General features: G+C 68.9%; 22 protein-coding genes. 13 read left to right on the top strand and 9 right to left on the bottom strand.

What is annotated here, in order from left to right:
• Nucleotides 1–73 precede the first annotated feature (73 nt).
• Genes ACQCX5_RS05295 through ACQCX5_RS05275 form a run of 5 tightly spaced genes read left to right on the top strand, consistent with a single transcriptional unit; the run spans nt 74 to nt 3807 of the window.
• Nucleotides 74–919: a HesA/MoeB/ThiF family protein gene (locus ACQCX5_RS05295; protein WP_434540969.1), complete on the top strand. Its 846-nt coding sequence runs from the start codon at nt 74–76 to the stop codon at nt 917–919.
• Entirely contained in the window at nt 840–2153 is a 1314-nt protein-coding gene (locus tag ACQCX5_RS05290; protein WP_434540968.1) for a molybdopterin molybdotransferase MoeA, read from the top strand. Before ACQCX5_RS05295 ends, ACQCX5_RS05290 begins: the two co-directional genes overlap by 80 nt.
• Nucleotides 2150–2626, top strand: a complete 477-nt coding sequence (moaC, locus tag ACQCX5_RS05285) for a cyclic pyranopterin monophosphate synthase MoaC (protein ID WP_434540967.1) — start codon at nt 2150–2152, stop codon at nt 2624–2626. Before ACQCX5_RS05290 ends, moaC begins: the two co-directional genes overlap by 4 nt.
• Nucleotides 2619–3563: an NTP transferase domain-containing protein gene (locus ACQCX5_RS05280; protein ID WP_434540966.1), complete on the top strand. Its 945-nt coding sequence runs from the start codon at nt 2619–2621 to the stop codon at nt 3561–3563. Before moaC ends, ACQCX5_RS05280 begins: the two co-directional genes overlap by 8 nt.
• Before the next feature lies 1 nt (nt 3564).
• Nucleotides 3565–3807, top strand: a complete 243-nt coding sequence (locus ACQCX5_RS05275) for a MoaD/ThiS family protein (RefSeq protein WP_434540965.1) — start codon at nt 3565–3567, stop codon at nt 3805–3807.
• A gap of 34 nt (nt 3808–3841) precedes the next feature.
• Here ACQCX5_RS05275 and moaA read toward each other — a convergent pair whose 3' ends face one another.
• Genes moaA through ACQCX5_RS05260 form a run of 3 tightly spaced genes read right to left on the bottom strand, consistent with a single transcriptional unit; the run spans nt 3842 to nt 5783 of the window.
• A complete protein-coding gene (gene moaA, locus ACQCX5_RS05270) occupies nt 3842–4837 on the bottom strand; it encodes a GTP 3',8-cyclase MoaA (protein WP_434540964.1) in 996 nt (331 codons plus the stop codon).
• Complete coding sequence (locus tag ACQCX5_RS05265; protein ID WP_434540963.1) at nt 4834–5280, bottom strand: molybdenum cofactor biosynthesis protein MoaE; 447 nt, start codon at nt 5278–5280, stop codon at nt 4834–4836. The genes moaA and ACQCX5_RS05265 overlap by 4 nt, the downstream gene beginning before the upstream one ends.
• On the bottom strand, nt 5280–5783 hold the full coding sequence (locus ACQCX5_RS05260; RefSeq protein WP_434540962.1) for a MogA/MoaB family molybdenum cofactor biosynthesis protein: 504 nt from the start codon (nt 5781–5783) through the stop codon (nt 5280–5282). The genes ACQCX5_RS05265 and ACQCX5_RS05260 overlap by 1 nt, the downstream gene beginning before the upstream one ends.
• Nucleotides 5784–5976: 193 nt before the next feature.
• Between ACQCX5_RS05260 and ACQCX5_RS05255 the strand changes: the two genes are divergently transcribed.
• The 4 genes from ACQCX5_RS05255 to ACQCX5_RS05240 are packed head-to-tail and all read left to right on the top strand — an operon-like array spanning nt 5977 to nt 9024.
• Nucleotides 5977–6366 (top strand): TOBE domain-containing protein, encoded by a 390-nt coding sequence (locus ACQCX5_RS05255; protein WP_434540961.1) that lies wholly within the window; start codon nt 5977–5979, stop codon nt 6364–6366.
• A gap of 47 nt (nt 6367–6413) precedes the next feature.
• On the top strand, nt 6414–7118 hold the full coding sequence (gene modA, locus ACQCX5_RS05250) for a molybdate ABC transporter substrate-binding protein (protein ID WP_434541294.1): 705 nt from the start codon (nt 6414–6416) through the stop codon (nt 7116–7118).
• Nucleotides 7115–7906 carry an ABC transporter permease gene (locus ACQCX5_RS05245; protein ID WP_434540960.1) on the top strand — a complete coding sequence of 264 codons (792 nt, stop codon included), beginning with the start codon at nt 7115–7117 and terminating at the stop codon, nt 7904–7906. Before modA ends, ACQCX5_RS05245 begins: the two co-directional genes overlap by 4 nt.
• Complete coding sequence (locus ACQCX5_RS05240) at nt 7903–9024, top strand: ABC transporter ATP-binding protein (RefSeq protein ID WP_434540959.1); 1122 nt, start codon at nt 7903–7905, stop codon at nt 9022–9024. Before ACQCX5_RS05245 ends, ACQCX5_RS05240 begins: the two co-directional genes overlap by 4 nt.
• Nucleotides 9025–9310: 286 nt before the next feature.
• Here the strand turns inward: ACQCX5_RS05240 and ACQCX5_RS05235 are convergent, their stop codons facing one another.
• Complete coding sequence (locus ACQCX5_RS05235; protein WP_434540958.1) at nt 9311–11269, bottom strand: penicillin-binding transpeptidase domain-containing protein; 1959 nt, start codon at nt 11267–11269, stop codon at nt 9311–9313.
• 111 nt (nt 11270–11380) lie between these two features.
• Here ACQCX5_RS05235 and ACQCX5_RS05230 point away from each other — a divergent pair, with 111 nt between their 5' ends.
• Nucleotides 11381–12046 carry a response regulator transcription factor gene (locus tag ACQCX5_RS05230; RefSeq protein ID WP_434540957.1) on the top strand — a complete coding sequence of 222 codons (666 nt, stop codon included), beginning with the start codon at nt 11381–11383 and terminating at the stop codon, nt 12044–12046.
• Nucleotides 12043–13443: an ATP-binding protein gene (locus ACQCX5_RS05225; protein WP_434540956.1), complete on the top strand. Its 1401-nt coding sequence runs from the start codon at nt 12043–12045 to the stop codon at nt 13441–13443. The genes ACQCX5_RS05230 and ACQCX5_RS05225 overlap by 4 nt, the downstream gene beginning before the upstream one ends.
• Here the strand turns inward: ACQCX5_RS05225 and ACQCX5_RS05220 are convergent.
• From ACQCX5_RS05220 to ACQCX5_RS05210, 3 genes are all read right to left on the bottom strand, one after another.
• Complete coding sequence (locus tag ACQCX5_RS05220) at nt 13440–14612, bottom strand: hypothetical protein (protein ID WP_434540955.1); 1173 nt, start codon at nt 14610–14612, stop codon at nt 13440–13442. The genes ACQCX5_RS05225 and ACQCX5_RS05220 overlap by 4 nt on opposite strands.
• A 113-nt stretch (nt 14613–14725) precedes the next feature.
• Nucleotides 14726–16018: a citrate synthase gene (locus ACQCX5_RS05215; protein WP_434540954.1), complete on the bottom strand. Its 1293-nt coding sequence runs from the start codon at nt 16016–16018 to the stop codon at nt 14726–14728.
• Nucleotides 16019–16120: 102 nt separating this feature from the next.
• Entirely contained in the window at nt 16121–16765 is a 645-nt protein-coding gene (locus ACQCX5_RS05210; RefSeq protein ID WP_434540953.1) for a TetR/AcrR family transcriptional regulator, read from the bottom strand.
• Nucleotides 16766–16936: 171 nt separating this feature from the next.
• On the opposite strand from ACQCX5_RS05210, the gene ACQCX5_RS05205 reads away from it, so the two are divergent.
• Nucleotides 16937–17509, top strand: a complete 573-nt coding sequence (locus tag ACQCX5_RS05205; protein WP_434540952.1) for a VIT1/CCC1 transporter family protein — start codon at nt 16937–16939, stop codon at nt 17507–17509.
• Between the two features lie 80 nt (nt 17510–17589).
• Nucleotides 17590–19008, top strand: coding sequence for a class II fumarate hydratase (gene fumC, locus ACQCX5_RS05200; RefSeq protein WP_434540951.1), 1419 nt, complete (start codon nt 17590–17592; stop codon nt 19006–19008).
• A 97-nt stretch (nt 19009–19105) separates the two neighbouring features.
• Here the strand turns inward: fumC and ACQCX5_RS05195 are convergent, their stop codons facing one another.
• Both ACQCX5_RS05195 and ACQCX5_RS05190 read right to left on the bottom strand, forming a co-directional pair.
• Nucleotides 19106–20395: a hypothetical protein gene (locus ACQCX5_RS05195; RefSeq protein ID WP_434540950.1), complete on the bottom strand. Its 1290-nt coding sequence runs from the start codon at nt 20393–20395 to the stop codon at nt 19106–19108.
• 181 nt (nt 20396–20576) lie between these two features.
• Entirely contained in the window at nt 20577–22811 is a 2235-nt protein-coding gene (locus tag ACQCX5_RS05190; protein WP_434540949.1) for a 6-phosphofructokinase, read from the bottom strand.
• Nucleotides 22812–23450 lie beyond the last annotated feature (639 nt).

Below are 23450 nucleotides of genomic sequence, written 5' to 3'. Positions count from 1 at the left end.
CCTCCCGGAAGTTTTGTCAGGGGGTCTGCGTAGGATCTGACACATCTCACGACCCGTCCTGAGGAGGATCCACGTGCCCGGCCTGACCACCCATCCCGCGCCATTGATCGCCGAGGTGCGTCCGCTCACCGAAGACGAGGCGCACCGGCACTCGCGCACGACCGCGATCCCGGCGATTGGGGACGAGGGCCAGGCGCGGCTGAGGCAGGCATCAGTGGTGGTGGTGGGCGCCGGCGGACTGGGGTCGCCGGTGATCACCTACCTGGCAGGGGCGGGCGTGAAGCGCCTGACGCTGGTCGACAACGACACCGTCGAGGTGCACAACCTGCAGCGGCAGGTGGTGCACGGCACCGCTGCGGTGGGCACCCCCAAGGTGACCAGCGCCGCCACCCGACTGCGTGACCTCAATCCCGAGGTCGAGGTCGTCGAGATTGACCTGCGTCTTGACCCCGACAACATCACCGATGTCATCGCCGGTCATGACCTGGTCGTGGACGCCACCGACAATCTGGCGGTGCGGTTCGCCATCGCAGATGCCGCCTGGGCGCTCGACCTGCCTGTGGTCTACGGCTCGGTCAGCAGCACCCGCGCCCAGGTGACCGTGTTCCGGCGCAGCTGGGGCATTGGCCTGCGTGACCTGCTCGACGAGCAGCAGCAGGCGGGCGTGACCAAGCTCGATGACGTCGGCGTGTTCGCGCCCCTGACCGGTATCGCCGGGTCGTGGATGGCCGTGGAGGCCATGAAGCTCATCACGGGTGCCGGCGACCCGCTGATCGGTCGCCTGCTCTACCTCGATGCGCTGACCGCCGAACCGCAGGTGCTGCCATTGACGGGTCACCATGAAGCGACGGGTCACCATGAAGCGACGGGTCACCATGAAGCGACGGGTCACCATGAAGCGACGGGTCACCATGGTTGAGCTCGTCCGTGAGCAGCTGACGGTCGAGCAGTACCTGCACGAGGTGCTTGCCCTTGTCAGCGCGCTGACCGATGCCGAAACGCTGCCCCTGCGCACGGCGCTTGGCCGCACGCTTGCCCGACCGGTCACCAGCATCGGCGACGTCCCGGCGTTCACGAATTCGGCCATGGACGGCTTCGCCGTGCGCTTCGACGGGTTGGCCGTGGGGCAGGTGCTGCGCGAGGTCGGCGACGTGCCCGCAGGGTCGGGCGATGACCCCGGCTTCAGCGAGGGCGAATGTGTGCGCATCATGACCGGTGCCCCGTTGCCCACCGCGGCCGACACCGTCGTGCCGCGGGAACTGGTGACCCAGCTGCCCGAGGCGTTCGGGGTTGGCCAGCCGGGCGTGCGCCTGGACAGCCTGCCGCCACGGCGGGGGGCGCATGTGCGCCATTCGGGCGAGGACTTCAGCGAGGGTGCGGTGCTGTTGCCGGCCGGCCAGGTGCTGGGTGCCCACCAACTGGGCGTGGTCGCCTCGGGCGGGGTGGCCGAGGTGGCGGTGGCGCGGCAGCCGGTCGTCGCCGTGGTGGCCACCGGCGACGAGCTCGTGGCTCCGGGCCAACCACTGCAGCGGGGGCAGATCCACGAGTCGAACCTGACCCAGCTGGCCGCGCTGGCGGTCACGGCGGGCGCACGGGTCGACCATGCCGTGATGCTTCCCGACAATCCCGAGCAGTTCATCGCCGGGCTGGCCGGGGTCAGCGCCGGGGCCGATCTGGTCGTGATCAGCGGTGGGGTGAGTGTTGGCGACCACGACGTCGCCCGCATCGCCCTGTCGCAGCACGCGCAGGGCACGTTCCGGCATGTGTTGATGCAGCCCGGCAAACCGCAGGGCTGGGCGCGGTTCGACGGCGTGCCGGTGGTGGCATTGCCCGGCAATCCGCTGAGCTCGGCGATCAGTTTCGAGTTGTTCGTGCGTCCGGCGATCGAGAAGCTGCTGGGACGACCCGAGCGCGGCTGGGGCTGGGCCATCGCGGGGGCCGACTGGTCATCACCGGCTGGGCGGCGCCAGTTCATCCCTGTGGTGACAAGCCATGATGCCGAGGGCCGCAGGGTCGTCCAGCCCGCCCACCGACGCGGGTCGGCATCGCACATGACCTCGGCGCTGGCGCTGGCTGATGCCCTGGCGCAGGTGCCGGCAGAGACCACCCAGGTTGCCGTGGGCGACCTGCTGTTGACCAGGAGCCTGTCATGAGTCATCCGTTCACCCACCTCGACAGTGCAGGCCAGGCCCGCATGGTCGATGTGACCGCCAAGCAGCCGACGGTGCGCGCCGCCACGGCTGCGGGCATGGTGCGCTGCAGCCCCGAGGTGGTGGCGCTGCTGCGCTCGGGCGAGGTGCCGAAGGGCGACGTGCTCGCGGTGGCGCGGATCGCGGGTATCCAGGCGGCGAAGAAGACCCCCGACCTGCTGCCGCTGGCGCATGTGATCGGCGTGCACGGCTGCGTGGTCGACCTCGAGGTGACCGACGAGGGCGTCGAAATCACAGCCACCACCCGCACGGCCGACCGCACCGGTGTCGAGATGGAGGCCCTCACCTCGGTCGCCGTTGCCGCGCTGGCCGTGATCGACATGGTCAAGGGCACCGACCGGACGGCATACATCGACAACGTGCGCCTGCTCGCGAAAGAGGGCGGACGGTCGGGAACGTGGCGCCGCGATGGGTGAGCTGAGCTTCGACGCGGTGATCCTGGCCGGCGGCAAGGGCAGCCGGCTGGGCGGGGTCGACAAGGCAGAACTGAAGGTGGGCGGGGTGCGCCTGCTCGACAGGGTGCTGGCCGCAGCCGATGGTGCCCGCACCCGGGTGGTGGTCGGGCCGGTCGCCGCCCCCGAAGGTGTCATCGTCACGCGGGAGGACCCGCCGGGCACCGGGCCCGCCGCCGGTCTGGTGGCCGGGTTGTTGGCGATCGCTGAGCCCGCGGAATGGACGCTGGTGTTGGCCTGCGACCTGCCCGGTGCGGCTGGGGCTGCGCCGCGCCTGCTCGAGGCGGCGGTGGCCGCAGGGCCGGACGAGAACGCGATCGCCCTGACCAACGGCCAGTCGGGCGACCCCGAATGGCTGTTCGCGATCTATCGCACCGAGGCGCTGCGGGCCGCGGCCCGTGACTACGGCGAGGCCGGCGGACGATCAGTCCGCGGCCTGGTGCGACCGCTCGGCATCCGCACGGTGGCGGCCGCCAGCATGCTCGATGTGCACGACCTGGACACCTGGGCCGACCACGCCCGCTGGAACGCCCACCTGCGCAGCACTGATCGCCGCGACGAGGACCGCAGCGCATGGCGCCCGTTCATCGAGCGGGTCTGCGCGGCCGTCGGCATCGACCCGGCAGAGGTAGACGAATCGGCCATCCTCGACATGACCAGGGAGGTAGCCCATGCCGGTGCCCGGCCGATGGCGCCGGTGAGTGCGTTCATCCTGGGGTTGGCCGTGGGTCGTGGGGGAGACCCCGACTACCTGCTGCGGGTCGTCGAGGACGCCGCCACCGCTGCGCCCGTCCCGTCGTCCACGGGGAACAGCGCAGACGATGCTGAAGCAGAAGATTCTGAACCTGACCACACCGAACCTGACCACACCGAACCTGACCACACCGACAAGGAGCACTGACATGGTGACCGTCCGCTATTTCGCCGCTGCCGCCGATGCCGCGGGGACCGTCCAGGAGAGCCTGCAGCCCGGCACGCTGGGCGCGGTGATTGCCCAGATGACCACCCTGCATGGTGACCGGCTGGGCGAGGTGGTGGGCCGCTGCTCGCTGCTGCTCAACGGCGCCAAGGTGGTCGACCACGACGTCGACATCGAATCGGGCTCGCGCCTCGACGTGTTGCCGCCGTTCGCGGGAGGCTGCTGAGGCCGGGGCCTCCGGGGGCAGGACGAGCGTTGGCTCAGCCGCCGATCGCGCTCATCGGGCGGTCCGGCTGCAGGAACCCCGGGTCGTTGATGCCGTGCCCCGGCAGCTTGCCCGCCAGGCATTCGTGGAAGATTTGCCCCAGCTGCTCGTCGCTGGCGCCGTCCCGCAGCGGCCCACGCAGGTCGGACTCACCGCGGGCGAACAGGCATGACCGCAACTGCCCGTCGGCAGTCAGCCGCAGCCGGTCGCACGCGCCGCAGAAGGGTGCCGTCACCGCGGCAATGATGCCGACCACCCCGGGCCCGTCGTCGACCAGGAACCGTTCGGCAGGCGCCGCCCCCCGCCCGGGCAGGGCGGTCAGCCGGTGTCGGGCCGACAACTGTTCGATCACCTCGGCCTGGGTCACCATCGTGCGGCGCGACCAGATGTGGCCGGCGTCCAGCGGCATCTGTTCGATGAAGCGCAGCTCCAGGTCACGCTCCAGGCACCAGTCGAGCAGGTCGGCCAGTTCGTCGAAGTTCACCTCACGCATCGGCACCGCATTGACCTTGATGGGGGCGAAGCCGACCTCACGGGCCGCCTCGATGCCGGCGAGCACGTCCGTCAGCCGGTTGCGTCGGGTCAACTGGTGGAAACGCTCGGCGTCAAGCGTATCGAGCGACACGTTCACCCTTGTCAGCCCTGCATCTTTCAGCGCCCCGGCGATCTTCGACAGGCCGATGCCGTTCGTCGTGATCGACACCTCGGGGTGCCCACCCGTGGGCAGCGACAGCGCCGCGATGCGTGCCACAATCTCGACCACATCCGGACGAAGCAGTGGCTCGCCGCCGGTCAACCGCACCTCGGTGATGCCCTCGGCCAGCCCGACGCGCACGATCCGCATCAGTTCCTCGGGGCTCAGCAGCGTCTGGCGCGGCAACCACGGCACACCCTCGGCGGGCATGCAATAGGTGCAGCGCAGGTTGCAGTGGTCGGTCAGCGAGATGCGCAGGTCGCGGTGCACCCGGCCGTACGGGTCCTCGAGCGTCACGATGCCCCCAGCCCCAGGTTCGACCACACCTTGCGGCCGCCGACCTCGGTCTGGTGCTTCCAGATCGGCAGTTCGGCCTTGATGCGCTCGACCAGTTCTTCGCACACCTGGAACGCCAGCCGCCGGTGCCCCGTCGAGACGCACACGACGATCGCCAGGTCGCCCACCTCGAGGTGGCCCACCCGGTGTTCGGCCGAGACCAGTGCCTCGCCGTCGGGGTCGAGTTCACCGAGCACGGCTTCGCAGATCGGCCCGATCATGGCGTCCGCGTCCGGGTGCGCTGAATAGTCGATGCTTTCAACCTCGCCGCTGGCCTCGTGGTCGTGGTCGCGGATCTGTCCCACGAACATCGCCATCGCGCCGGCGCTGGGCTGGGCCACCAGCGCGCGAAGGGCTTCGGGGTTGAGCGCGTCCTCGGTGACGTGGGCATGCACGAGCGGCATCAGTGATCTCCTCCAGCAAGCTGTGACAAGGCGTGGGGCAACATGGGCAGCAGCACGTCGAGGCCCTGGGCGACGGCCTTGGGGCTGCCCGGCAGGTTCACCACCAGCGTGTGGGCGACGACACCGGCGATGCCGCGCCCCAGGGCGATGTGACCGGCGGCCGCGGGGTTGGCCTCGGCCGCGGTGCGGCGCAGCAGCTCGCCGATGCCGGGCACCTCGCGCTCGATGACGCTGCGGGTGGCTTCGGGTGTCAGGTCGCGCGGGCCGATGCCGGTGCCGCCGCTGGTCACGACCAAGTCGGTGCCTGCAGCCACCGCGGCGCGGATGGCATGGGCGACCGAATCGATGCCGTCTGGCACCACCGTGGATGTCACTTCGTACCCGGCCCGCTGCAGTACCTGAACAGCCAGCGGGCCCGAGGCGTCCTCGCGCTCGCCGGCGGCGCTGCGGTCAGAGACCGTGATCACCACCGAGCGGACGGGTGCAGCGGGCGTGTCGGACATGTACCCACCGTACCGGGACCACTGGTACGCACCAGCCCCGGGGCACGGCCCATGTCCAGAACCGGGCGGGAGTTGGCCCGCTGCGCCATCCAGTGCGCCAATCGGCGAACTCCCGCCGGGTTCTGGACACACCGCATCATCGGCGAACACCCGCCGCCACATCACCGCAGATGCGGATGCTAGCCTCATGGCCATGCCACATTTGCGGATCAGCCATGCAGCCGAACTGCTTGGGGTGAGCGATGACACCGTGCGCCGCTGGATCGACCAGGGCCAGCTCAGCGCCGAGAACGACGAATCCGGGCGACAGGTTATCGAGGGCCGCCAGCTGGCCGCCTTCGCCCAGGAGCGCGCCCAGAGTGATCGTCCACAAGGCACCTCGGCCCGCAACGCATTCACGGGCCTGGTCACCCACGTCGTCAGCGACACGGTGATGTCGTCGGTCGAACTGCAATGCGGCCCCTACCGGGTGATGGCGCTGGTCAGCACCGAGGCGGTCAAAGACCTTGGCCTCGAGCCCGGCGTCGTCGCCACCGCCCGCATCAAGGCCACCAATGTGATCATCGAGGGTGAACACGAGTGAGGTCCGTCCGCCGTCTGACCGCCATCCTCATCGCGGCCGTCCTCGTCATGACCAGCTGTTCCACCACGGACGACGCCAGCGCCACCAGCGGGATCACGGTGTTCGCGGCTGCCAGCCTGAAAGCGTCCTTCGAAGACCTGGGCGCCCAGTTCGAGGCCGCCAACCCCGGCAGCAAGGTCACCTTCAGCTTCCTGGGTTCCCAGAGCCTGGTCGACCAGTTGGCCAATGGTGCCAGGGCCGACGTGCTGGCCACCGCCGACCAGAAGTCGATGACCAGCGCCACCGACAAGTCGCTGGTCACCACCCCGAAGCTCTTCGCCAGCAACACGCTGGTGCTGATCACCCCGGCCGACAACCCCGGCAGGATCACCGGCCTCGACGGCTCGCTCACCGGCAAGAAGCTCGTCATCTGCGATGCGGCCGTGCCCTGCGGCAATGCCACCAATACGCTCGCCCAGCAGCTCGGCGTCACCCTGGCCCCGGTCTCGAAAGAACAGAAGGTCAGCGACGTCGTCACCAAGGTGACCTCGGGTGAGGCCGACGCCGGCATCGTCTATGCCACCGACGCCGCCGCGGTGTCCGAGAAGGTGAAGGCGATCCAGATCCCGGGCGCCGAGCAGGTCGTCAACAAGTACCCGATCGCGCTGACCGCCGCAGCGGGCCAGGCGGCCCTCGGCCGGAAGTTCATCGACTTCGTGCTGTCGGATGCCGGCCCGGCGACCCTGCAGAAGTACGGGTTCGCCAAGCCGTGACCCGACCCGGACTGCCACGCTGGCTCGCTGTGCCGGCGGCGCTCGCCCTCGCACTGCTGGGCGTGCCGCTGCTCGGCCTGCTGGTGCGGTTGCCCTGGTCGGCACTGCCCCAGCTCATCAACTCAGAACCCGCGCGGGTGGCGCTGTCGCTGAGCCTGCGCACCTGTGCGATCTCGATGGGGCTCTCGGTGGCACTCGGACTGCCGTTGGCACTTTTCCTGGCCAGGCTGCGGGGCCGCGCCGCCGTCTGGGTGCGCACCCTGGCATTGATGCCGATGGTGCTGCCCCCGGTGGTCGCGGGCCTCGTCCTGCTGGTCACCCTGGGACGACGCGGGGTGCTCGGGCAGTGGCTGGCCCAGGCCGGCATCGAGATCGGGTTCACCACCACCGCCGTCGTCATCGCCCAGACCTTCGTCTCGATGCCCTTCTTCGTGGTAGCCGTCGAAGGCGCCCTGCGCACGCTCGACCCCGGGCACGAGGTGGTGGCCGCCACGCTCGGGGCGTCCCCCTCGGTGGTGCTCTGGCGGGTGACAATGCCGATGCTGGCCCCGGCCATCGTCAACGGGGCAGCGATGGCGTTCGCCCGGTCGCTGGGTGAGTTCGGTGCCACGCTGACGTTCGCCGGGTCGCTGCAGGGCACCACCCGCACGATGCCGCTCGAGATCTACCTGCAGCGTGAAACCGACCCCGACCAGGCGCTGGCACTGTCCCTGGTGCTCATCCTGGTCGCGATGGTGCTGCTGCTGGCGTCGGCGTTCGTCCAGCGGCGATGGGGGCACCGCGCATGAACCACGCCGCTGACCATCCCGCCGTCACCCTGCGCAACGTCCGAGTTGCCGCCCGTCACGTCGCGCTCGACCTGTCCCTCGCCCCCGGACGCACGCTGGCCGTCGTCGGGCCCAACGGCGCCGGCAAGTCCACGCTGCTGCAGCTCGTCGCCGGGCTCATCCGCCCCGATGCCGGTGAGGTGTTGCTGGGCGGCGACGTCGCCTCGACGGCCACCCACCTCACGCCCGTGCACCAGCGCGGCGTCGGCATGCTCACCCAGCGTTCGCTGCTGTTCGGGCACCTGTCCGTGCTCGACAACGTCGCCTTCGGCGTGCGGGCGCGCGGGGCGTCGCGACAGGCCGCCCGCGAACGCGCCGGGGCCGAGCTTGACGCGGTCGGGCTCGCCGAATTGGCTGGACGACGCCCGCACCAGCTGTCAGGCGGCCAGGCGCAGCGCGTGGCGCTGGCGAGGGCCCTGGCGACCGACCCGACGGTCGTGATGCTGGACGAGCCGCTCTCGGCCCTCGATGTCGATGCGGCGCACCACATGCGCTCGCTGCTGGCCAGCCGCCTGCGCGGCACCACCGCCATCCTCGTCACCCACGACCCGCTCGACCTGTGGACCATCGCCGACGACGTGCTGGTGCTCGAGGGCGGCCGCATCGCCCAGCACGGGCCCCTCGATGAGGTGGCCGCCCGGCCGGCGACGACCTTCCTGGCGGGGCTTCTGGGCACCAACCGGCTGGTCGGGGTGGCGGCCTCGGCCGAGGTGGTCACGGTCGGCGCGGCAGAGGTGGTCGGGGTACCGGCCACAGCCGACCCGCCGCTGGTCGGGCAGCCGGCGATGGCCCTGTTCGACCCGGCCGCAGTGGTGCTGCACCCCGCCGACGACCATCCCCACGGCAGTGCCCGCAATGTCTGGCCGATCGAGGTGGTGGGCGTCGAGCCGCGTGGGCCGCTGGTGCGGGTGCGCTGTCGGTTGGACGACGGGCAACTGTTGTCGGCCGACATCACCGCCCGCAGCGCGGCGACGCTGGGCGTGGTCGCGGGTCGGGACAGCACCGGGGCGGTGCGGTTGCTGGCCTCGGTCAAGGCGGCCCAGGTGGCATGCCTGGCGCTGGGCGACCGTCGTCCATAACCGGCCGCGCCCGGGCGCGGAAACCGACAGGGTCCGGTGGCCACGCTCCTCTGGGGTTCATCCCGCCCCCCGTCAAGGACACGCCGCACCCTTTGGGTTCATGCCGCTCCCTGTGGGGCCGGGTTGAAGGGGTGCGTCGTGGACCGGGAGGGAGCGTGGTCCACCGCAGGCGCGGGCATCGTGCAGCGAACGGGTGCGGCATGCAGCCAACTTCACGCCGAAGCCAGTGAACTGCCCAGCACCTGCCTCGTCCACGGACCCTGCAGAGACAAGACCGACCCGCCACCTACGCCAGGAACGCCTTCACCACCGGACCAGCCGCCTGCGACCCCGACGCGCCGTCGGCCACGAAGACCGCTACGGCCATCTTGCCCTTGTACACGACCATCCAGGCATTGGTCTTCGGGGGATTGCCGGCACCGTACTCGGCGGTGCCGGTCTTGGCGCCGTCGACCACCCCGCGCAGCGACGTCGCCGCCCCCGCACTGACCGTCAGCTTCATCATGGCCTGCAGCTGCGAGGCCTCATTGGCCGTGAGCGGCGCCGCCGCCGGCTTGGGCTGGTGCCCGGAAACCAGCCACGGCACCACGGTGCGACCGCTGGCCACCGAGGCCCCCAACGCCGCCACGGCAAGCGGGGACGTCTCGACCTGCCCCTGACCGATCGAGTTCGCCGCAGCCACCACCGGGTCGGTCGTCCCGGGAACAGAGCCATAGAACACCGGGAACCCGGCATCGAAGTCGACGCCCACCCCCAGCGCCGCCGCCGCCGCGGTCAGGTCACCCTGGCCCAGCTGCTTGGCCTGCAGCATGAACGCGGTGTTGCAGCTGTTCGCGAATGCCTCACCCAGTGTGATCCGCCCCAGCTTGTTGGCCGGGTAGTCGTCATAGTTCTTGAACACCCGCCCGTTCACGGTCGTCGTCGCGGGGCAGTCGACCATCGTCTGCGCGCTCAGTCCCTTGCGCACCAGTGCGAGCGCGGTCACGATCTTGAACGTCGAGCCGGGCGCATAGCGGCCGAACGTTGCCAGCGCCTGCCCGTTAGCCGCCGGGGATTCCGCCGAGGCGATCACCTCACCCGTCTCGGTGTTGATGGCCACCAGCGCAGCCACCCCCTTCTGACCGGCCAGCGCACTCTGTGCCCGGTGCTGCCAGTCGGTGTTCAGCGACGTCTGCACCGGCTTGCCCTCGACCGGGTCGAGCGCGTGCAACGTCAGCGGCACGAACGGCGGCTCGCCCGCCTTCGGCGCCGGGGCATCGCGGCGTTGCACCAGCATCACCAGATGCCCGACGGTGCCGCGCAACTGGGCGTCGTAGCGCTTCTGCAGCCCCGTCAACCCGATCGGCTCACCCACCGCGATCGCACCTGCGCTGTCCTTGGCCTGCTGCTTTGTGGCCTTGCCGACCGCACCCAGCAGCGACTGCGCGAAACCTGCGCTGACCCCGACCGTGCCGGGCACCGTCACCGTGATCGCCCCCGGTACTTCGCGCACCGCTTCGGGCAGCTCGCTGCGTCGCACCGTCTTGGCGATGACGAACGCGCGGGCCCCGGCCGAGGCCACCTGCTTCTGATAGGCGGCCACGTCGATCTTCATCAGCTCGGCCACCCGCTTCGCCGATGCGGCCCACTGCGCCTGGAGCAGGTTCTGCTTGTCGATGCCCACCTGGAACAGGTCGCGCGATTCCATGATGGCCTTGCCCTGGGCGCCCAGGATCGGCGCCCGTTCGGGCAGTTCGCGGGTGTGCCGCATCCGCGTGGTCGATGTCACCTGTTCGTGGACGATGTCCGGCTTCCACGCCACCCGCCACTGGCCACCCACCAGGTTCAGGCGGGCCGTTGTCGTGAACTTCCACACACTCTTGTCGAATGTGTAGGTCTGCTGCAGCGCGACGCCGGCGACCCCGTTGCCCTCATAGGCCACCGGCTCGGTCACCACCTTGGGCTTGAAGCCGTCCATGCCCGACATGATCACCGCATAGTCGTCGGCGACCGCCTTCGTGATCGTGGTCGGGTCACCGACCAGCGGTAGCTGGGACAGGTTTCCCGTCTGCAGCGCCTGGGCCAGCTTGGTCACCGTGTCGTCAGCGGCCGGTTCGCCGTTCGGCGGCGTGGCGCGCGTCGCGCTGCCACCGGCAGTGGGCGTGGGTTGCGGGGTGGTCAAGCCGATCTTGCTGCAGCCGGTGAGCAGCACGACGGACGCCGTCGCGACGGCAACCCAGCGGCGGATGGTGCGCGTGTGAGGCATGGCGGACTCCTCGGATTGGCCACCACGATAGCCACCCGGGGAAAGGGGCCGACGGGTGACCACGCGGGGGGCAAGTCGGCACCTGACGGCAAATCAGTGCACAATGAGCCTGTGAGCAAAATCGTCGTCGTTGAGGATTCGGATGTCATCCGGACCGCCATTTCGTCGGCGCTGCGTTCACAGGGCCACCTGGTGAAGGCACTGCCCGACGGCACCGAGCTCGAGGCAGTGCTCGTGTCGGGCCGCCCCGACGTGGTCATCCTCGACGTGATGCTGCCCGGCGGGCGGGACGGTTTTGAACTGCTCAAGGTCGTCCGGCGACTCTCACGCACCGGCGTCATCATGGTCACCGCCCGCGACGAGGTCGAAAGCCGCGTGCGGGGCCTGTCCGAGGGCGCGGACGACTACCTGCCCAAGCCGTTCAGCATGTCGGAGCTCATCGCCCGGGTGGAATCGCTGCTGCGCCGCGTCGGTGACAACGGCGCCGAGGTCACCATCGGCGACCTGACCGTGGCCGACGGCGCCAGCCTGGTGCAGCGCAGCGGCGTCGAGATCAGCCTGACCGACACCGAACGCAAGATCTTGGCCGAACTGGCGCGCTCGCCGGGCCGGGTAGTGTCGAAAACCCACCTGCTCACTGCCATCTGGGGTTACGACGGCTACGACGAGAACATCGTCGAGGTGCACATCTCGTCATTGCGGCGTCGGCTCGAGGCCGCCGGGCCCCGGGTGATCCACACCGTGCGCGGCCGCGGCTACAAGCTGGAGAGCGCGTGAGACTTCCGGCCACGATCCGGCTGAGGGTGCTGGTGGCCATCATCGCGGTGATGGTGCTGACGACCGCCGGCACCATCTTCGTGGCCGGGCGCAGCCATGAGCAGGCCCTCGAACGCAGCGTCACCAACCTGCTCGATGCCCGCGCCGCAGCCGTCGTCTCGGCGGCACCGGGTGCCACCGATTTCGCCACACTGTCGCGGCGGGTGGGCACCATCCCCGGTTACCAATGGGGCATCAGCACGCTCGACGGACGCACCCTCGGCAGCGTTCCACCGGCAGAACTGGACTCCGTGGACTACCGCTACCGGATCGTCCAGCTCTCAGGTGGGGGCGAACTCGCCGGGGCCACAGCGGTCATCTGGACCACCACCGATGCCATCCGGGCCGACCAGGCCACGCTGCTGCGCCAACTGCTGGTCATCGGCCTGGTCGCGCTGGCGTTGTCCATCGCGTTGACGATCCTGGTCACCGACGCCGCCCTGCGGTCGTTGGACGAGATGGCCGACCGCGCCCGCAGGATCAGCGCCGGCGAGCGCACCATCCGCATGGCCGGTGTCGGCACCAGCCCCGAGATCGCGCGCACGGCCCAGGCCATCGACGACATGCTCGACGACCTCGAGCAGTCGGGGCGGCGCACCCAGGCCGCCGAGCTCGAGGCAGTCACGGCGCACGAACAGGTGCGCAGCTTCCTCACCGACGCGGCCCACGAACTCAAGACACCGCTGGCCGGCATCCAGGCCGCCTCTGAGGCGCTGCTGCACCTGCCCGGGGATGCCACCCCCGAGGAGCGCGCAGAATTGACGATCCTGCTGGCCCGTGAGGCAAACCGGGGTGGCCATCTGGTCAACAGCATGCTCGAGGCCGCCCACCTTGAATCGGGTGCCCACCTGCGGGTCGCCGAACTCGAGGTGCTACCACTGCTGCAGGCCGAGAAGACGCGGTTGTCGGTCTCGCTGCCGAAGCTGTCGGTCGACGTGGTGTGCGACGAGAGCGACGGCCCGCTGCTGGTCGCCGCCGATCGCAACGCCTTCACCAGCGTCATCCGCAACCTCATCGACAACGGGGCCACTGCGGCGGGGGTCGGCGGCTGGCTGATGCTGGTCTGTCGCCCCTTCGGCAGTGACACGCCCGGCCCGATGGTCGAGGTGCTGGTGGTAGACAGCGGTCCGGGCATCGCGGCGGCAGACCGGGAACGGGTCTTCGACCGGCTGGTGCGCCTGCCCAGCACCGTCAGTTCGGCGAAGGGCTCAGGCCTGGGTCTGGCGATCGCGCGCGGCTATGCCCGGGCCATGGGCGGCGACGTGGCCTACAGCGATGAACCGCTCGACCTCACGCTGCCCAGCGGCGCGGGTGCCGTGTTCAGCGTGCGACTGCCGCGCGTGCAGGTCCAGGACTAGGACTTCTGTTCGCCGGCATGGTCGCTGCCCGGCCGGTCGTAGTTCGGCTGCCACGCCTCGGCCGGCTTCCACGCTGCCGTGGCACTGCTGCCGTAGTCCGGCGGGGTCCAGGGCCGTGGTGTCCAGCCTGTGCGTGACCCTTCGTCCGGTTGGCCCAGCTCCGGCTGGCCCAGTTCCGGATGGCCCAGCTCCGGCTGCCCCAGCGCACTGATGCCCATGGGGGCGCTGAGGGTGAACGGCGTGGGTTCCCATTCCATGGGCTTCCACTCACCGGCCAGCAGCGGGTTCTCGAGTTCTGCGGCGACCCGGTCGGGTGCTGCGCGCTGCAGTGCCGGGCGCTCGACCTGCTCGATGGGGCCGGTCTGCACGATCGCGGTGGGGTCGATTCCTGCGGGTCGGGGCCGTGGTGCGGGGCTGGCGGGACGAGCCTGCGATGCCTTGGCGGCAGGACGATCCTGCGGTGTGCGGCCCTGCACGCCCTGCCGCGGCTTCGACGCACTGGTCTGGCGACGCGGTGAGCCGACGGCAGCTGACTCCGCGTCCACCGTCTGGGTGATGACCTCGGCGATGCCGGTCAGGCGGCGCTTGATGAAGTCGATCACCTTCTCATCGGTCATCGTCCCGAGCTGCACCCAGAAGATGTTGCCGTTGCTGAGCCCGAACGCCTGGTAGTTGTCGGGGCGCCACCTGTTCAACAGGTCCTGCAGGCCGGCCGGAGCGGCTCCCTTCTCGAGGCTGACGCTCGCGTCACCTGAACTCTTCACCGTGAAGTCGGGGCCGCGCAGGTGCTTCGTCCGCAGGATCAGGAACGTCGGGCCGGTGCCGCCCTCGGTCGCCTGGAACACCGCGAGCTGGCGCTGGTGGGCGCGGCCCTGGCGCAGGTTGAACAGCGTGCCGTTGGGCAGGTGGTCGTGACGGCGGTTCCAGCTGTTCACCAAGGCGTGGTCACGCCGTTCCAGCGACCAGCCGGCGATCTCGTCGGCCTGCAGCGTTGTGCCGGGACCAGCCACGGCCGGGCGCGAGCCCTTCTTCGAGAACCGCCACAGCACCACGCCCAGGCCGATGGCCCCGATGGCCCAGGGCAGCACCACCTCGGGATCGTCCACGTTGAACGAGATGAACAGCACGATGCCGCCGGCAACCATCAGGAAAGAACCACAGGACTTCACCCGTTCAGGCTACCGAGGTGGGGGTTACCGGCTCGGTGCACGCAACAACAGACCTGCCCCCGAATGACGCGGGGGCAGGTCTGGTGTCAAGCTGGCCGTGACGGCGACAGGGCTCAGCCCTGGCGCTGGTCGATCGGCACGTAGTCGCGCAGCACCTCGCCGACATAGACCTGGCGGGGGCGGCCAATCTTGCGGACCGGGTCGGCCTGCTGCTCGCGCCACTGGGCGATCCAACCGGGCAGGCGCCCCAATGCGAACAGCGCGGTGAAGTAGTCGGCGGGGAAGCCCATGGCCTCGTAGATCAGGCCGGTGTAGAAGTCGACGTTCGGGTAGAGCTTGCGCTCGATGAAGTACTCATCGTTCAGCGCGACCTCTTCGAGCTCCAGCGCCATGTCGAGCAGCTGGTTCGACTTGCCCGAGGCCCGCAGGATCTCGTCGGCATGCGACTTGATGATCTTGGCGCGGGGGTCGTAGTTCTTGTAGACGCGGTGGCCGAAGCCCATCAGGCGCACGCCCGACTTCTTGTCCTTGACCTGGCTGACGAAGGTCTTGGTGTCCAGACCCTCTTTGTGCATCTCAGAGAGCATCTCGAGCACGGCCTGGTTGGCACCGCCGTGCAGCGGGCCCGACAGGGCGTTGACGCCGGCCGATACCGAGGCGTACATGTTGGCATCGGCCGAACCGACCAGGCGCACGGTCGACGTCGAGCAGTTCTGCTCGTGGTCGGCGTGCAGGATGAACAGGGTCTCGAAGGCACGAACGACGGCGGGGTCGATCTCGTAGTCCTCCTGCGGTGTGCCGAACGACAGGCGCAGGTAGTTCTCGACGTACGAGAGCTTGGTCTTGGGGTACAGGAAGGGCTGGCCGATCGAGGACTTGTAGGCGTTGGCGGCCAGGGTCGGCATCGACCCGATCAGGCGCAGGCTGGCCTCTTCGATCTGGGCGGGGTCGGTCACCGACAGGGTGTCCTGGTTGAAGGCGCCGAGCGCCATCACGCCGGCGGCGAGCACCTGCATCGGGTGTGAGCCGCGGGGGAAACACGAGTAGAGGTCGCGCATGCGCTCGTCCAGCATCATGCGGCGCGACACCTTGCCGGTGAACGTCTCGAGCTGCTCGACGGTGGGCAGCTCGCCGTAGATCAGCAGGTAGGCGACCTCGAGGAAGGTGGACTTGTCGGCCAACTGCTCGATGGGGTACCCGCGGTAGCGCAGGATGCCCTCGTCACCGTCGATGAAGGTGATCGAGGACGAGCACGAGGCGGTGTTCACGAAGCCGACGTCGAGTGCGACGTGGCCGGTCCTGCTCAAAACTTTCGAAGCGTCGAATCCGTGCTGTCCGGCAGTGGCCGGGATGATGGGCATCTCGACTGAAGCGTCACCCAACTGGAGAGTTGCAGCATCGGTCATGGGGTCGGTTCCTCCTTGAAACGAGACGACCCGGCGTGGGCAACACCTCGGGTCACGTGCAGCACACACTATCGCCAAGCGCGGCCCACCTTGAAAATCTGTTCACAGCAGGCCGGTGAGCGAGGTCGGCTCCTCCACGTGCTGGCTTGCGTCCCGGGCGGGGACGGCGGCAACGCGTTCGCGGCCGCGGGGGGTGGCCGAACTGAGCAGCAGCCGGTCGACGACCTGGTAGAAGCCCTTGTCGCCGCCGTAGTCGCCCGCAAATTCCAACGTCACGAAGCCGTGCACGCCAGCGAAGAGGGTGGTGGCGGTCAGGACGATCGGACCCTCGAGGTAGCCCTGTTCGATGGCAGCGGCGACCGCTGCTGCCAGTGGCTCCTTGGACTTGTCGCGCGCTGCACGCAGTTCTTCGGTGTCGATGGCGGTGCCGGTCATGATGGCGAACCTGGCCTGACTGGCCCGGCCCCAGCGTCGATAGGCCGTGGCGAGCCCAACGATCCAGAGCAGCGGGTCATCATGGTGCACGTCCCTGATCGCCGCGGCGAAGCTGGTGGCCACGTTCTCGGCGACCGCCTCGAGCAGGGCATGGCGCGACCCGAACAGCGAATAGATCGCCGTGGTCGAGGTGTCGAGCGACTCGGCGAGGGGGCGCAGGGCGAAGGTGTCACCCTTCGTGGCCACCAGATCGGTGGCGGCGTCTAGCAGACGCTGACGGAGTTGGTCGTCGTGAAGTTTCGGTCGTGCCACGGCCGGGAGTCTAGCCACATGTGGGGATCATCACAGGCCCCACAGCCCCGAAATCGTTGAATAGGTTAAGCAAATTTTTCCGGGCAGGCTTGCCTAGCCTTGCTGGCGCCCCTGTGACAGCGGGCGTTGACTGGGGTCGTCGGATGCCGAACCACGTCGTGAGGGGTCGAGATGTCACTCGCAGCAGATCAGCCGGTGGTGGACGAAGAGGCCGTGCGCACGTCGGTGCCGGATGAGCTGGGCCCACGCCTGAACCGGCTGCGTGCCGGGGTGCTCGGCGCCAACGACGGCATCGTCTCGACGGCGGCAGTGGTCGTCGGTGTCGCCAGTGCCCAGGCCAGCACTGAGGTGATCGCCATGGCCGGCCTGGCCGCCGCCGTCGGTGGCGCCATCTCGATGGCGCTGGGCGAATACGTCTCGGTGAGCAGCCAGGCCGACACCGAGAAGCAGCACGGCGTGAAGCCCGAGCATGTCGTCAGTGCCTGGCAGGCCGCCCTCACGTCCTTCCTGTCATTCTCGCTCGGGGCCGCGCTACCGCTGCTGGCGATCCTGCTCACCCCCGAGTCGGCGCGCATCGCCGTCACGGCCGTGGCCACGCTCATCGGGCTGGCGCTGACCGGCGGCATCGCTGCGAACATCGGCGGGGCGCCGAAGGTGCCGGCGATGCTGCGCACGGTCATCGGTGGCACGTTGGCGCTGGCCGCCACCTATGTCGTGGGCATGCTGTTCAACACGGGGCCCTGATTCACCAGGGGCCATGATCTGTCGTCCAACTCGGCAACCCGCTGCCGGGGCCCGCGTCGTCACGCCGTAGGCTGCGAGTCATGACTACTCGTGTCGAAAAGGACTCCATGGGCCCCATTGACGTGGCCTCTGACCGCTACTGGGGTGCACAGACCGAACGCTCCCTGCACAACTTCGACATCGGCCGCGACACGTTCGTGTGGGGCCGTTCGATGGTGCGGGCGATGGGCATCCTCAAGAAGGCGGCCGCCCAGGCCAACGGCGAACTCGGTGAGCTGCCGACTGACGTTGCTGACCTGATCGTGCAGGCCGCGGACGAGGTGATCGCCGGCAAGCTTGACGACCACTTCCCCCTGGTGGTCTTCCAGACCGGGTCGGGCACCCAGTCGAACATGAACTCCAATGAGGTGATCAGCAACCGCGCCATCGAGATCGCCGGCGGCGAGCTGGGCTCGAAGGCGCCGGTGCACCCGAACGACCATGTGAACCGTGGCCAGTCATCGAACGACACCTTCCCCACCGCCATGCACATCGCCGTGGTGCTCGACCTGGCCGAGCGGCTCTATCCCAAGGTCGCCGAGCTGCGCGACTGCCTGGCGGGCAAGGCCGAGGAGTATGCGGAGGTCGTGATGGTGGGCCGCACCCACCTGCAGGACGCCACCCCGGTCACGCTGGGCCAGGTCATCGGCGGCTGGGTCGCGCAGATCGACTTCGCGCTCAAGGGCGTGCACGAGGCTGACGCCGGCGTGCGTGAACTGGCCATCGGTGGCACCGCGGTGGGCACCGGCCTGAATGCCCACCCCGACTTCGGCAAGCTGGCCGCGACGAAGATCTCTGAGGAATCGACCCGGGTGATGGGCCAGCAGATCGACTTCGTGCAGGCACCAGACCTCTTCGCCGCACTCAGCGCCCACGATGCCCTGGCCCAGGTCTCGTCCTCACTGCGCACCCTGGCGATGGCGCTGATGAAGATCGCCAACGACGTGCGCTGGTACGCGTCCGGCCCCCGCAACGGCATCGGCGAACTGACGATCCCCGAGAACGAACCCGGCAGCTCGATCATGCCCGGCAAGGTGAACCCGACCCAGTCCGAGGCGCTCACCATGGTGGCCACCCGCGTGTTCGGCAATGACGCGACCGTCGGTTTCGCCGCCTCGCAGGGCAACTTCCAGCTGAACGTGTTCAAGCCGGTCATGGCGCATGCGGTGCTCGAGTCGATCCGCTTGATCTCGGACGGGTGCCACAGCTTCACGCTGAACTGCGCCGTGGGCATCGAGCCGAACCTGCCGGTGATCGAGGCCAACCTCGACAAGAACCTGATGCTGGTCACCGCGCTGAACCGCCACATCGGCTATGACCAGGCGGCGGCCATCGCCAAGAACGCACACAAGTTGGGCATCAGCCTGAAGCAGTCGGCCGTCGATTCAGGTGCACTGACCGCCGAGCAGTTCGATGCCTGGGTGGTGCCTGCCGACATGACCCACCCGTCGAAGGGCTGAGCTTTCGCGCCAACTGCCCCGTCGCGAGCACCGGCCCCCACCCGTTGATCGGGTGGGGGCCGGTGTCGTTCGCGGATGGTTTCAGGCGGTGGCAGTCTCAGGCGGTCGTGGTGAGGCCGTCCCAACCGGTGCCACCCAGCTGACGGGCAGAGCTCCAGCGGCCGGGGCCGATGTTGGCATAGAAGAACATCTTGCCGTCGTTGCGCACGCCGACCATGTCCCAACGCCCGCCACCGTTCATGTCGCCGGGGCTGAACGCGGTCTTGAAGGTGCCCCAGCCGTGGCCCACGACGTTGACCGAGCTGATGTTGCCGGCGGCGGTCATGTTGTAGCGGTAGAGCAGGCCGTTGGTGCCGATGGCCATCAGGTCGGGCACGCCATCACCCGAGAAGTCGCCGACGCTGAACAGGTGGCGGATGCTGTTCCAGTTCCTGCCGATCTTCGAGGCGCCGGTGATCGCGGTGGCCCCCAGCTGGTAGCGGATGAGGTCGCCATTGGCGGCCCGCGCCATGATCCAGGGGTTGGCTGACAGGGTCGACTTCGGCACGACCGACAGCAGCGTGATCCCGTTCCAGTTGGTGCCGACATTGTTGGCGAAGCCGAGCTTGCCGGACTCCATGATGCGTTGGTACTGCATGGTCCCGTCCAGCCGACGTACCAGCAGGTCGGACGAACCGTTCACGTCGAGGTCGGGCACCTTCGACATCCAGTTCCAGACAGGGTCGCTGATGGTCTGGTGGGCGATGTTGGGCGAACCGACATTGGGGCCGGCCACGGTGCGGAAGGCGTAGTAGTGGTAGCCGAACGAACCGTTGATGTCGGCGCGGTGGTCGTTGTTGTAGTCACCGTGGGTGCCGCTGGTGCCGGGGGACTTGGGCTCGCGCACCTTGAAGATGGCTTCCCATTCGGTCGCCGACAGGATGTCGACCCGCGTCTGGCCCTGCAGGATCTTGTGGAAGGCCATCTGCTCGGGCCTTTCGGTGCTGTGCAGGTAGCCCGTGGCGCAGCCGCCGTGGGGCAGCAGCTGGTTGGCCATCTGGCCGGTCCAGCCGGTGGTGAAGAAGAACGTGCCGTAGTTGTAGTTCGTGTAGCTGAACGTGTAGGGGCCGACGGGCAGGGGTGAACCCGTGGAGTTGCAGACCTTTACGTTCGTGCGCCAGTGGCCCGAAGAGGCCTCTGGGTAGCCGACGGTGAGGTTGACGCCGAGCTTCGTGGCCGCGTCACCGAAGTTGACCCACGGCACGCTGCCGGGCTGCGGCACGGCGGCCGAGGCCATGAGGGGGGACGCCGTGAGGCCGGTCACGGCCAGGGCAGCCCCGGCGACCAGCGCAAGGGCACGGCGCCACAGGTGGCGGATGGGACGGGGGGTGGGTGCTGGTGCGGACATCGGAACCGCTCCTTCGGGGGTGATGTCAGGTGCCTTATGGAGGTGAGGAACAAAGTCCTCGCCCGACTGATACGCCCGCACCGGGGCAAAGGTTGCGAAACCCGGGAAGGATTCCTGACGCCCGCCGGTTGGCGGACGCCGCGCCGATGCCTCGTCCGGTCTCTGGCCCAGCACCGCCCAGCTACGCCTGCGGCCCGACGCTCACGGCCTCGTGCACCTTGCGCAACTGCAGCCACCACTGCTTGCGGGGGCGGCGGTAGCGCGGGTCGAGCTCTTCGTGCATGTGCTGCAGCGGTGACTGCTGCATGCCGGACGAGACCAGTCCGATGTACCAGCTCTGGGGCCCGTCCTCGGTCTTGGTGAACTCTTCGTCGAGCAGCGCCAACGCCTTGTCGACGAGCCGGGTGGCCTGCAGCCGGTCGAACGGTGTCGGGGCCGAGCCCTGCTGGGTGTGGCCCAGGATCGACTGGCGCACGTCGTAGGCCTCGCCGCCGGCCTCTTCGAGCAGCCGGGCGATGAAGTCAGTCGTGAAGTGCTCGTTGGCGTTCTCATTGCGCACGGCCAGGAACAGTCGACGGCCGTTGTTGAACTCGTCGTTCAGCCAGTGCACGTCGGCGCTGAGCTGGTCAAGGGTGATGCCCTCTTCGTGCAGGTAGACCCGTTCGGCGCCGCTGGCCAGACCGCCCATCAGCGCCAGGTAGCCGCAATAGCGGCCCATGGTCTCGACCACGAAGCAGCGCTGTGCGGCCGCCCCGGACATCTTGATCATGTCGATGGCATCAGTGATGACGTTCAGGGCTGAGTCGGCGCCGATCGACAGCTCCGAGCCGGGCAGGTTGTTGTCGATGCTCGCGGGCACACACACGATGGGCACGTTGAAGGCGGGGTATCGTCCACGCTCGTTGTGAATCTGGTAGGCGCCCTCGTAGGCGTTCATGCCGCCGATCACCAGCAACGCATCGACCTCGTACTGCTCGAGGGTGCGGTTGATGGCGTACATGTCCTCCATCGCGGGGATGGTGCGGCGGGTGCCCAGCACCGAACCGCCCTCACCGGTCAGGCCCTCGACCTCGCGCCACGTGAGCTCATGCAGCTTGCCGTCGCGCAGCCCCTCGTAGCCGTTCTCGACGCCGAACATGGAATAGCCACGGTTGATGCCGAGCCGAACCGCCGCACGCAGGGCGGTGTTCATGCCGGGTGCCAGGCCGCCGGCATGCAGGATCGCGATGCGCTTGGCGTCAGGCTCGGGATGGGTGCGCTCGGTCGAGATCAGCTGCTTGTGGATGTTGGCGGCCGCCAGGAACGACGAGCCACGCATGGCCATGGCGCCCTCGTAGTCGTGGGCGGCGATCAGCTCGGGCACCTGCCGGGTCCTGGCCACCGCCTCGCGCAGGCTGATCCGCGCGGTGCGGTTGCCCTTGATGCCGATGACCTTGGGGTCGTCGTCGGGGGACGCGCCGAGCACCTCGTGGACGGCGTCATAACCGAGCCAGGTGCTGGCCCACCGGTCGTAGGCGCTGGGGGAGCCGCCGCGCTGCACATGGCCAAGGATGGTGACGCGGGCGTCTTCGCCGGTCTGTTCACGGATGACATCGGCGACGCGCTGGCTGGTGATGGGGTTGCCGTCGAGGTCCTGGGCGCCCTCTGCCACGATCACGATGGAGTCGCGCCGGCCGGCTGCGCGGCCGCGGCGCAGGCCCTCGCACATCGACTGTTCCCAGTCGGCCGGCGGCGGGTTCTCGGGCACGAACACGTAGTCACAGCCGCCCACGATGGCGCTTATCAGGGCCAGGTAGCCACAGTGGCGGCCCATCACCTCGAGCACGAAGCGGCGCTGGTGGCTGGCAGCTGTGCTGGTGAGCGAGTCGATGGCGGCCACGATGCGGTGCAGGGCGGTGTCGGCGCCGATGGTCATGTCGCTGCCGACCAGGTCGTTGTCGATGGAACCCACCAGCCCGGCGATCATCAGCGCGGGGTGGCGGTCGGCCTGGGACTGGCTGATGTCGCCGGATTCGACCAGTTCGGCCAGCAGTTCGGGCCACTCGCCGCGGAAGCGGTCAAGCCCCGACAGGGAACCGTCGCCGCCGATGACGACCAGGCGGTCGATGCCGCGGTCGACCAGGTTGCGCGCAGCACGGCGACGGCCATCACGTTCGCGGAAGTCGAGGGAGCGGAAGGTACCGATGACGGTGCCGCCCTTGTGCAGGATCGAGCCGACGTCCTCCCAGCCGAACTCGCGGATGCCGTCGCCGCCCTCGATCATGCCCTGGTAGCCCTCATAGATCGCGAAGACCTGGGCACCGAGGCTGAGTGCGGTGCGTACCACCGCGCGGACAGCCGCATTCATGCCCTGGGCGTCGCCGCCGCTGGTGAGGATTCCGAGCTTGGGCCGTTCGGGCTGCGTCGACGTGGTCACACGGCCATTCAACACCGGGGCGGGGACAGCCGGGAGCGGGGTTGCCGCCAATTGCCATGACGGGCTGGTGAACCCTCGGTGACGGGCGTGTCCAGGACCGGGCAGGAGTTGGCGAAACGGGCTGGTGCAGGGGTGGATTCGTGAAGTCCGGCCGGGTTCTGGACACGCTCGATCCTGCACCAGGGCGGCCGGCGGCGGTGGGCCCGTGGACGAGGCCTCCTGGGGCTCCTCGGCACCCATCCGCGGGCCGATGCGATGTGAGGCCGGTCTGAACAGCCCCCGAAATCTTGCACCCGAGAAATCTTGCACAAGTGGCACCAGTGCCTCGTCCGCACCTGATTCGCCCGGGATGGGGCGCAGTTCTGGCGCCCATGTCACATGTGCAGGGTTCGGTTGGTCTGAGGCGGGCAAGCCCGGGAGCGGGGTTGCCACCAATTGCCATGACGGGCTGGTGAACCCTCGGTGACGGGCGTGTCCAGGACCGGGCGGGAGTTGGCGAAACGGGCTGGCGCACGCGTGGATTCGTGAAGTCCGGCCGGGTTCTGGACACCCGGCCCAGAGCCCCGTACAGCGATTCGGCCTGCAAAACGTCCAGGGCGCTGGTGATGGCCGGCAAGCGACAGGGCATCATTGGCATGA

This window comes from Aestuariimicrobium sp. G57 (assembly GCF_050110855.1).
In the GTDB taxonomy this organism is placed as follows: Bacteria; Actinomycetota; Actinomycetes; order Propionibacteriales; family Propionibacteriaceae; genus Aestuariimicrobium.
Note: the sequence above shows the minus strand (reverse complement) of the source record. Positions and strands in the feature narration are given on the sequence as shown.

Coding starts and splice junctions, on each gene's coding strand:
- ACQCX5_RS05290 (WP_434540968.1), top strand. CDS start 840: ATGAAGCGACGGGTCACCATGAAGCGACGGGTCACCATGAAGCGACGG.
- moaC (WP_434540967.1), top strand. CDS start 2,150: ATGAGTCATCCGTTCACCCACCTCGACAGTGCAGGCCAGGCCCGCATG.
- ACQCX5_RS05280 (WP_434540966.1), top strand. CDS start 2,619: ATGGGTGAGCTGAGCTTCGACGCGGTGATCCTGGCCGGCGGCAAGGGC.
- ACQCX5_RS05275 (WP_434540965.1), top strand. CDS start 3,565: ATGGTGACCGTCCGCTATTTCGCCGCTGCCGCCGATGCCGCGGGGACC.
- ACQCX5_RS05265 (WP_434540963.1), bottom strand. CDS start 5,280: ATGCCGCTCGTGCATGCCCACGTCACCGAGGACGCGCTCAACCCCGAA.
- ACQCX5_RS05260 (WP_434540962.1), bottom strand. CDS start 5,783: ATGTCCGACACGCCCGCTGCACCCGTCCGCTCGGTGGTGATCACGGTC.
- ACQCX5_RS05255 (WP_434540961.1), top strand. CDS start 5,977: ATGCCACATTTGCGGATCAGCCATGCAGCCGAACTGCTTGGGGTGAGC.
- modA (WP_434541294.1), top strand. CDS start 6,414: ATGACCAGCTGTTCCACCACGGACGACGCCAGCGCCACCAGCGGGATC.
- ACQCX5_RS05240 (WP_434540959.1), top strand. CDS start 7,903: ATGAACCACGCCGCTGACCATCCCGCCGTCACCCTGCGCAACGTCCGA.
- ACQCX5_RS05235 (WP_434540958.1), bottom strand. CDS start 11,269: ATGCCTCACACGCGCACCATCCGCCGCTGGGTTGCCGTCGCGACGGCG.
- ACQCX5_RS05215 (WP_434540954.1), bottom strand. CDS start 16,018: ATGACCGATGCTGCAACTCTCCAGTTGGGTGACGCTTCAGTCGAGATG.
- ACQCX5_RS05205 (WP_434540952.1), top strand. CDS start 16,937: ATGTCACTCGCAGCAGATCAGCCGGTGGTGGACGAAGAGGCCGTGCGC.
- fumC (WP_434540951.1), top strand. CDS start 17,590: ATGACTACTCGTGTCGAAAAGGACTCCATGGGCCCCATTGACGTGGCC.
- ACQCX5_RS05195 (WP_434540950.1), bottom strand. CDS start 20,395: ATGTCCGCACCAGCACCCACCCCCCGTCCCATCCGCCACCTGTGGCGC.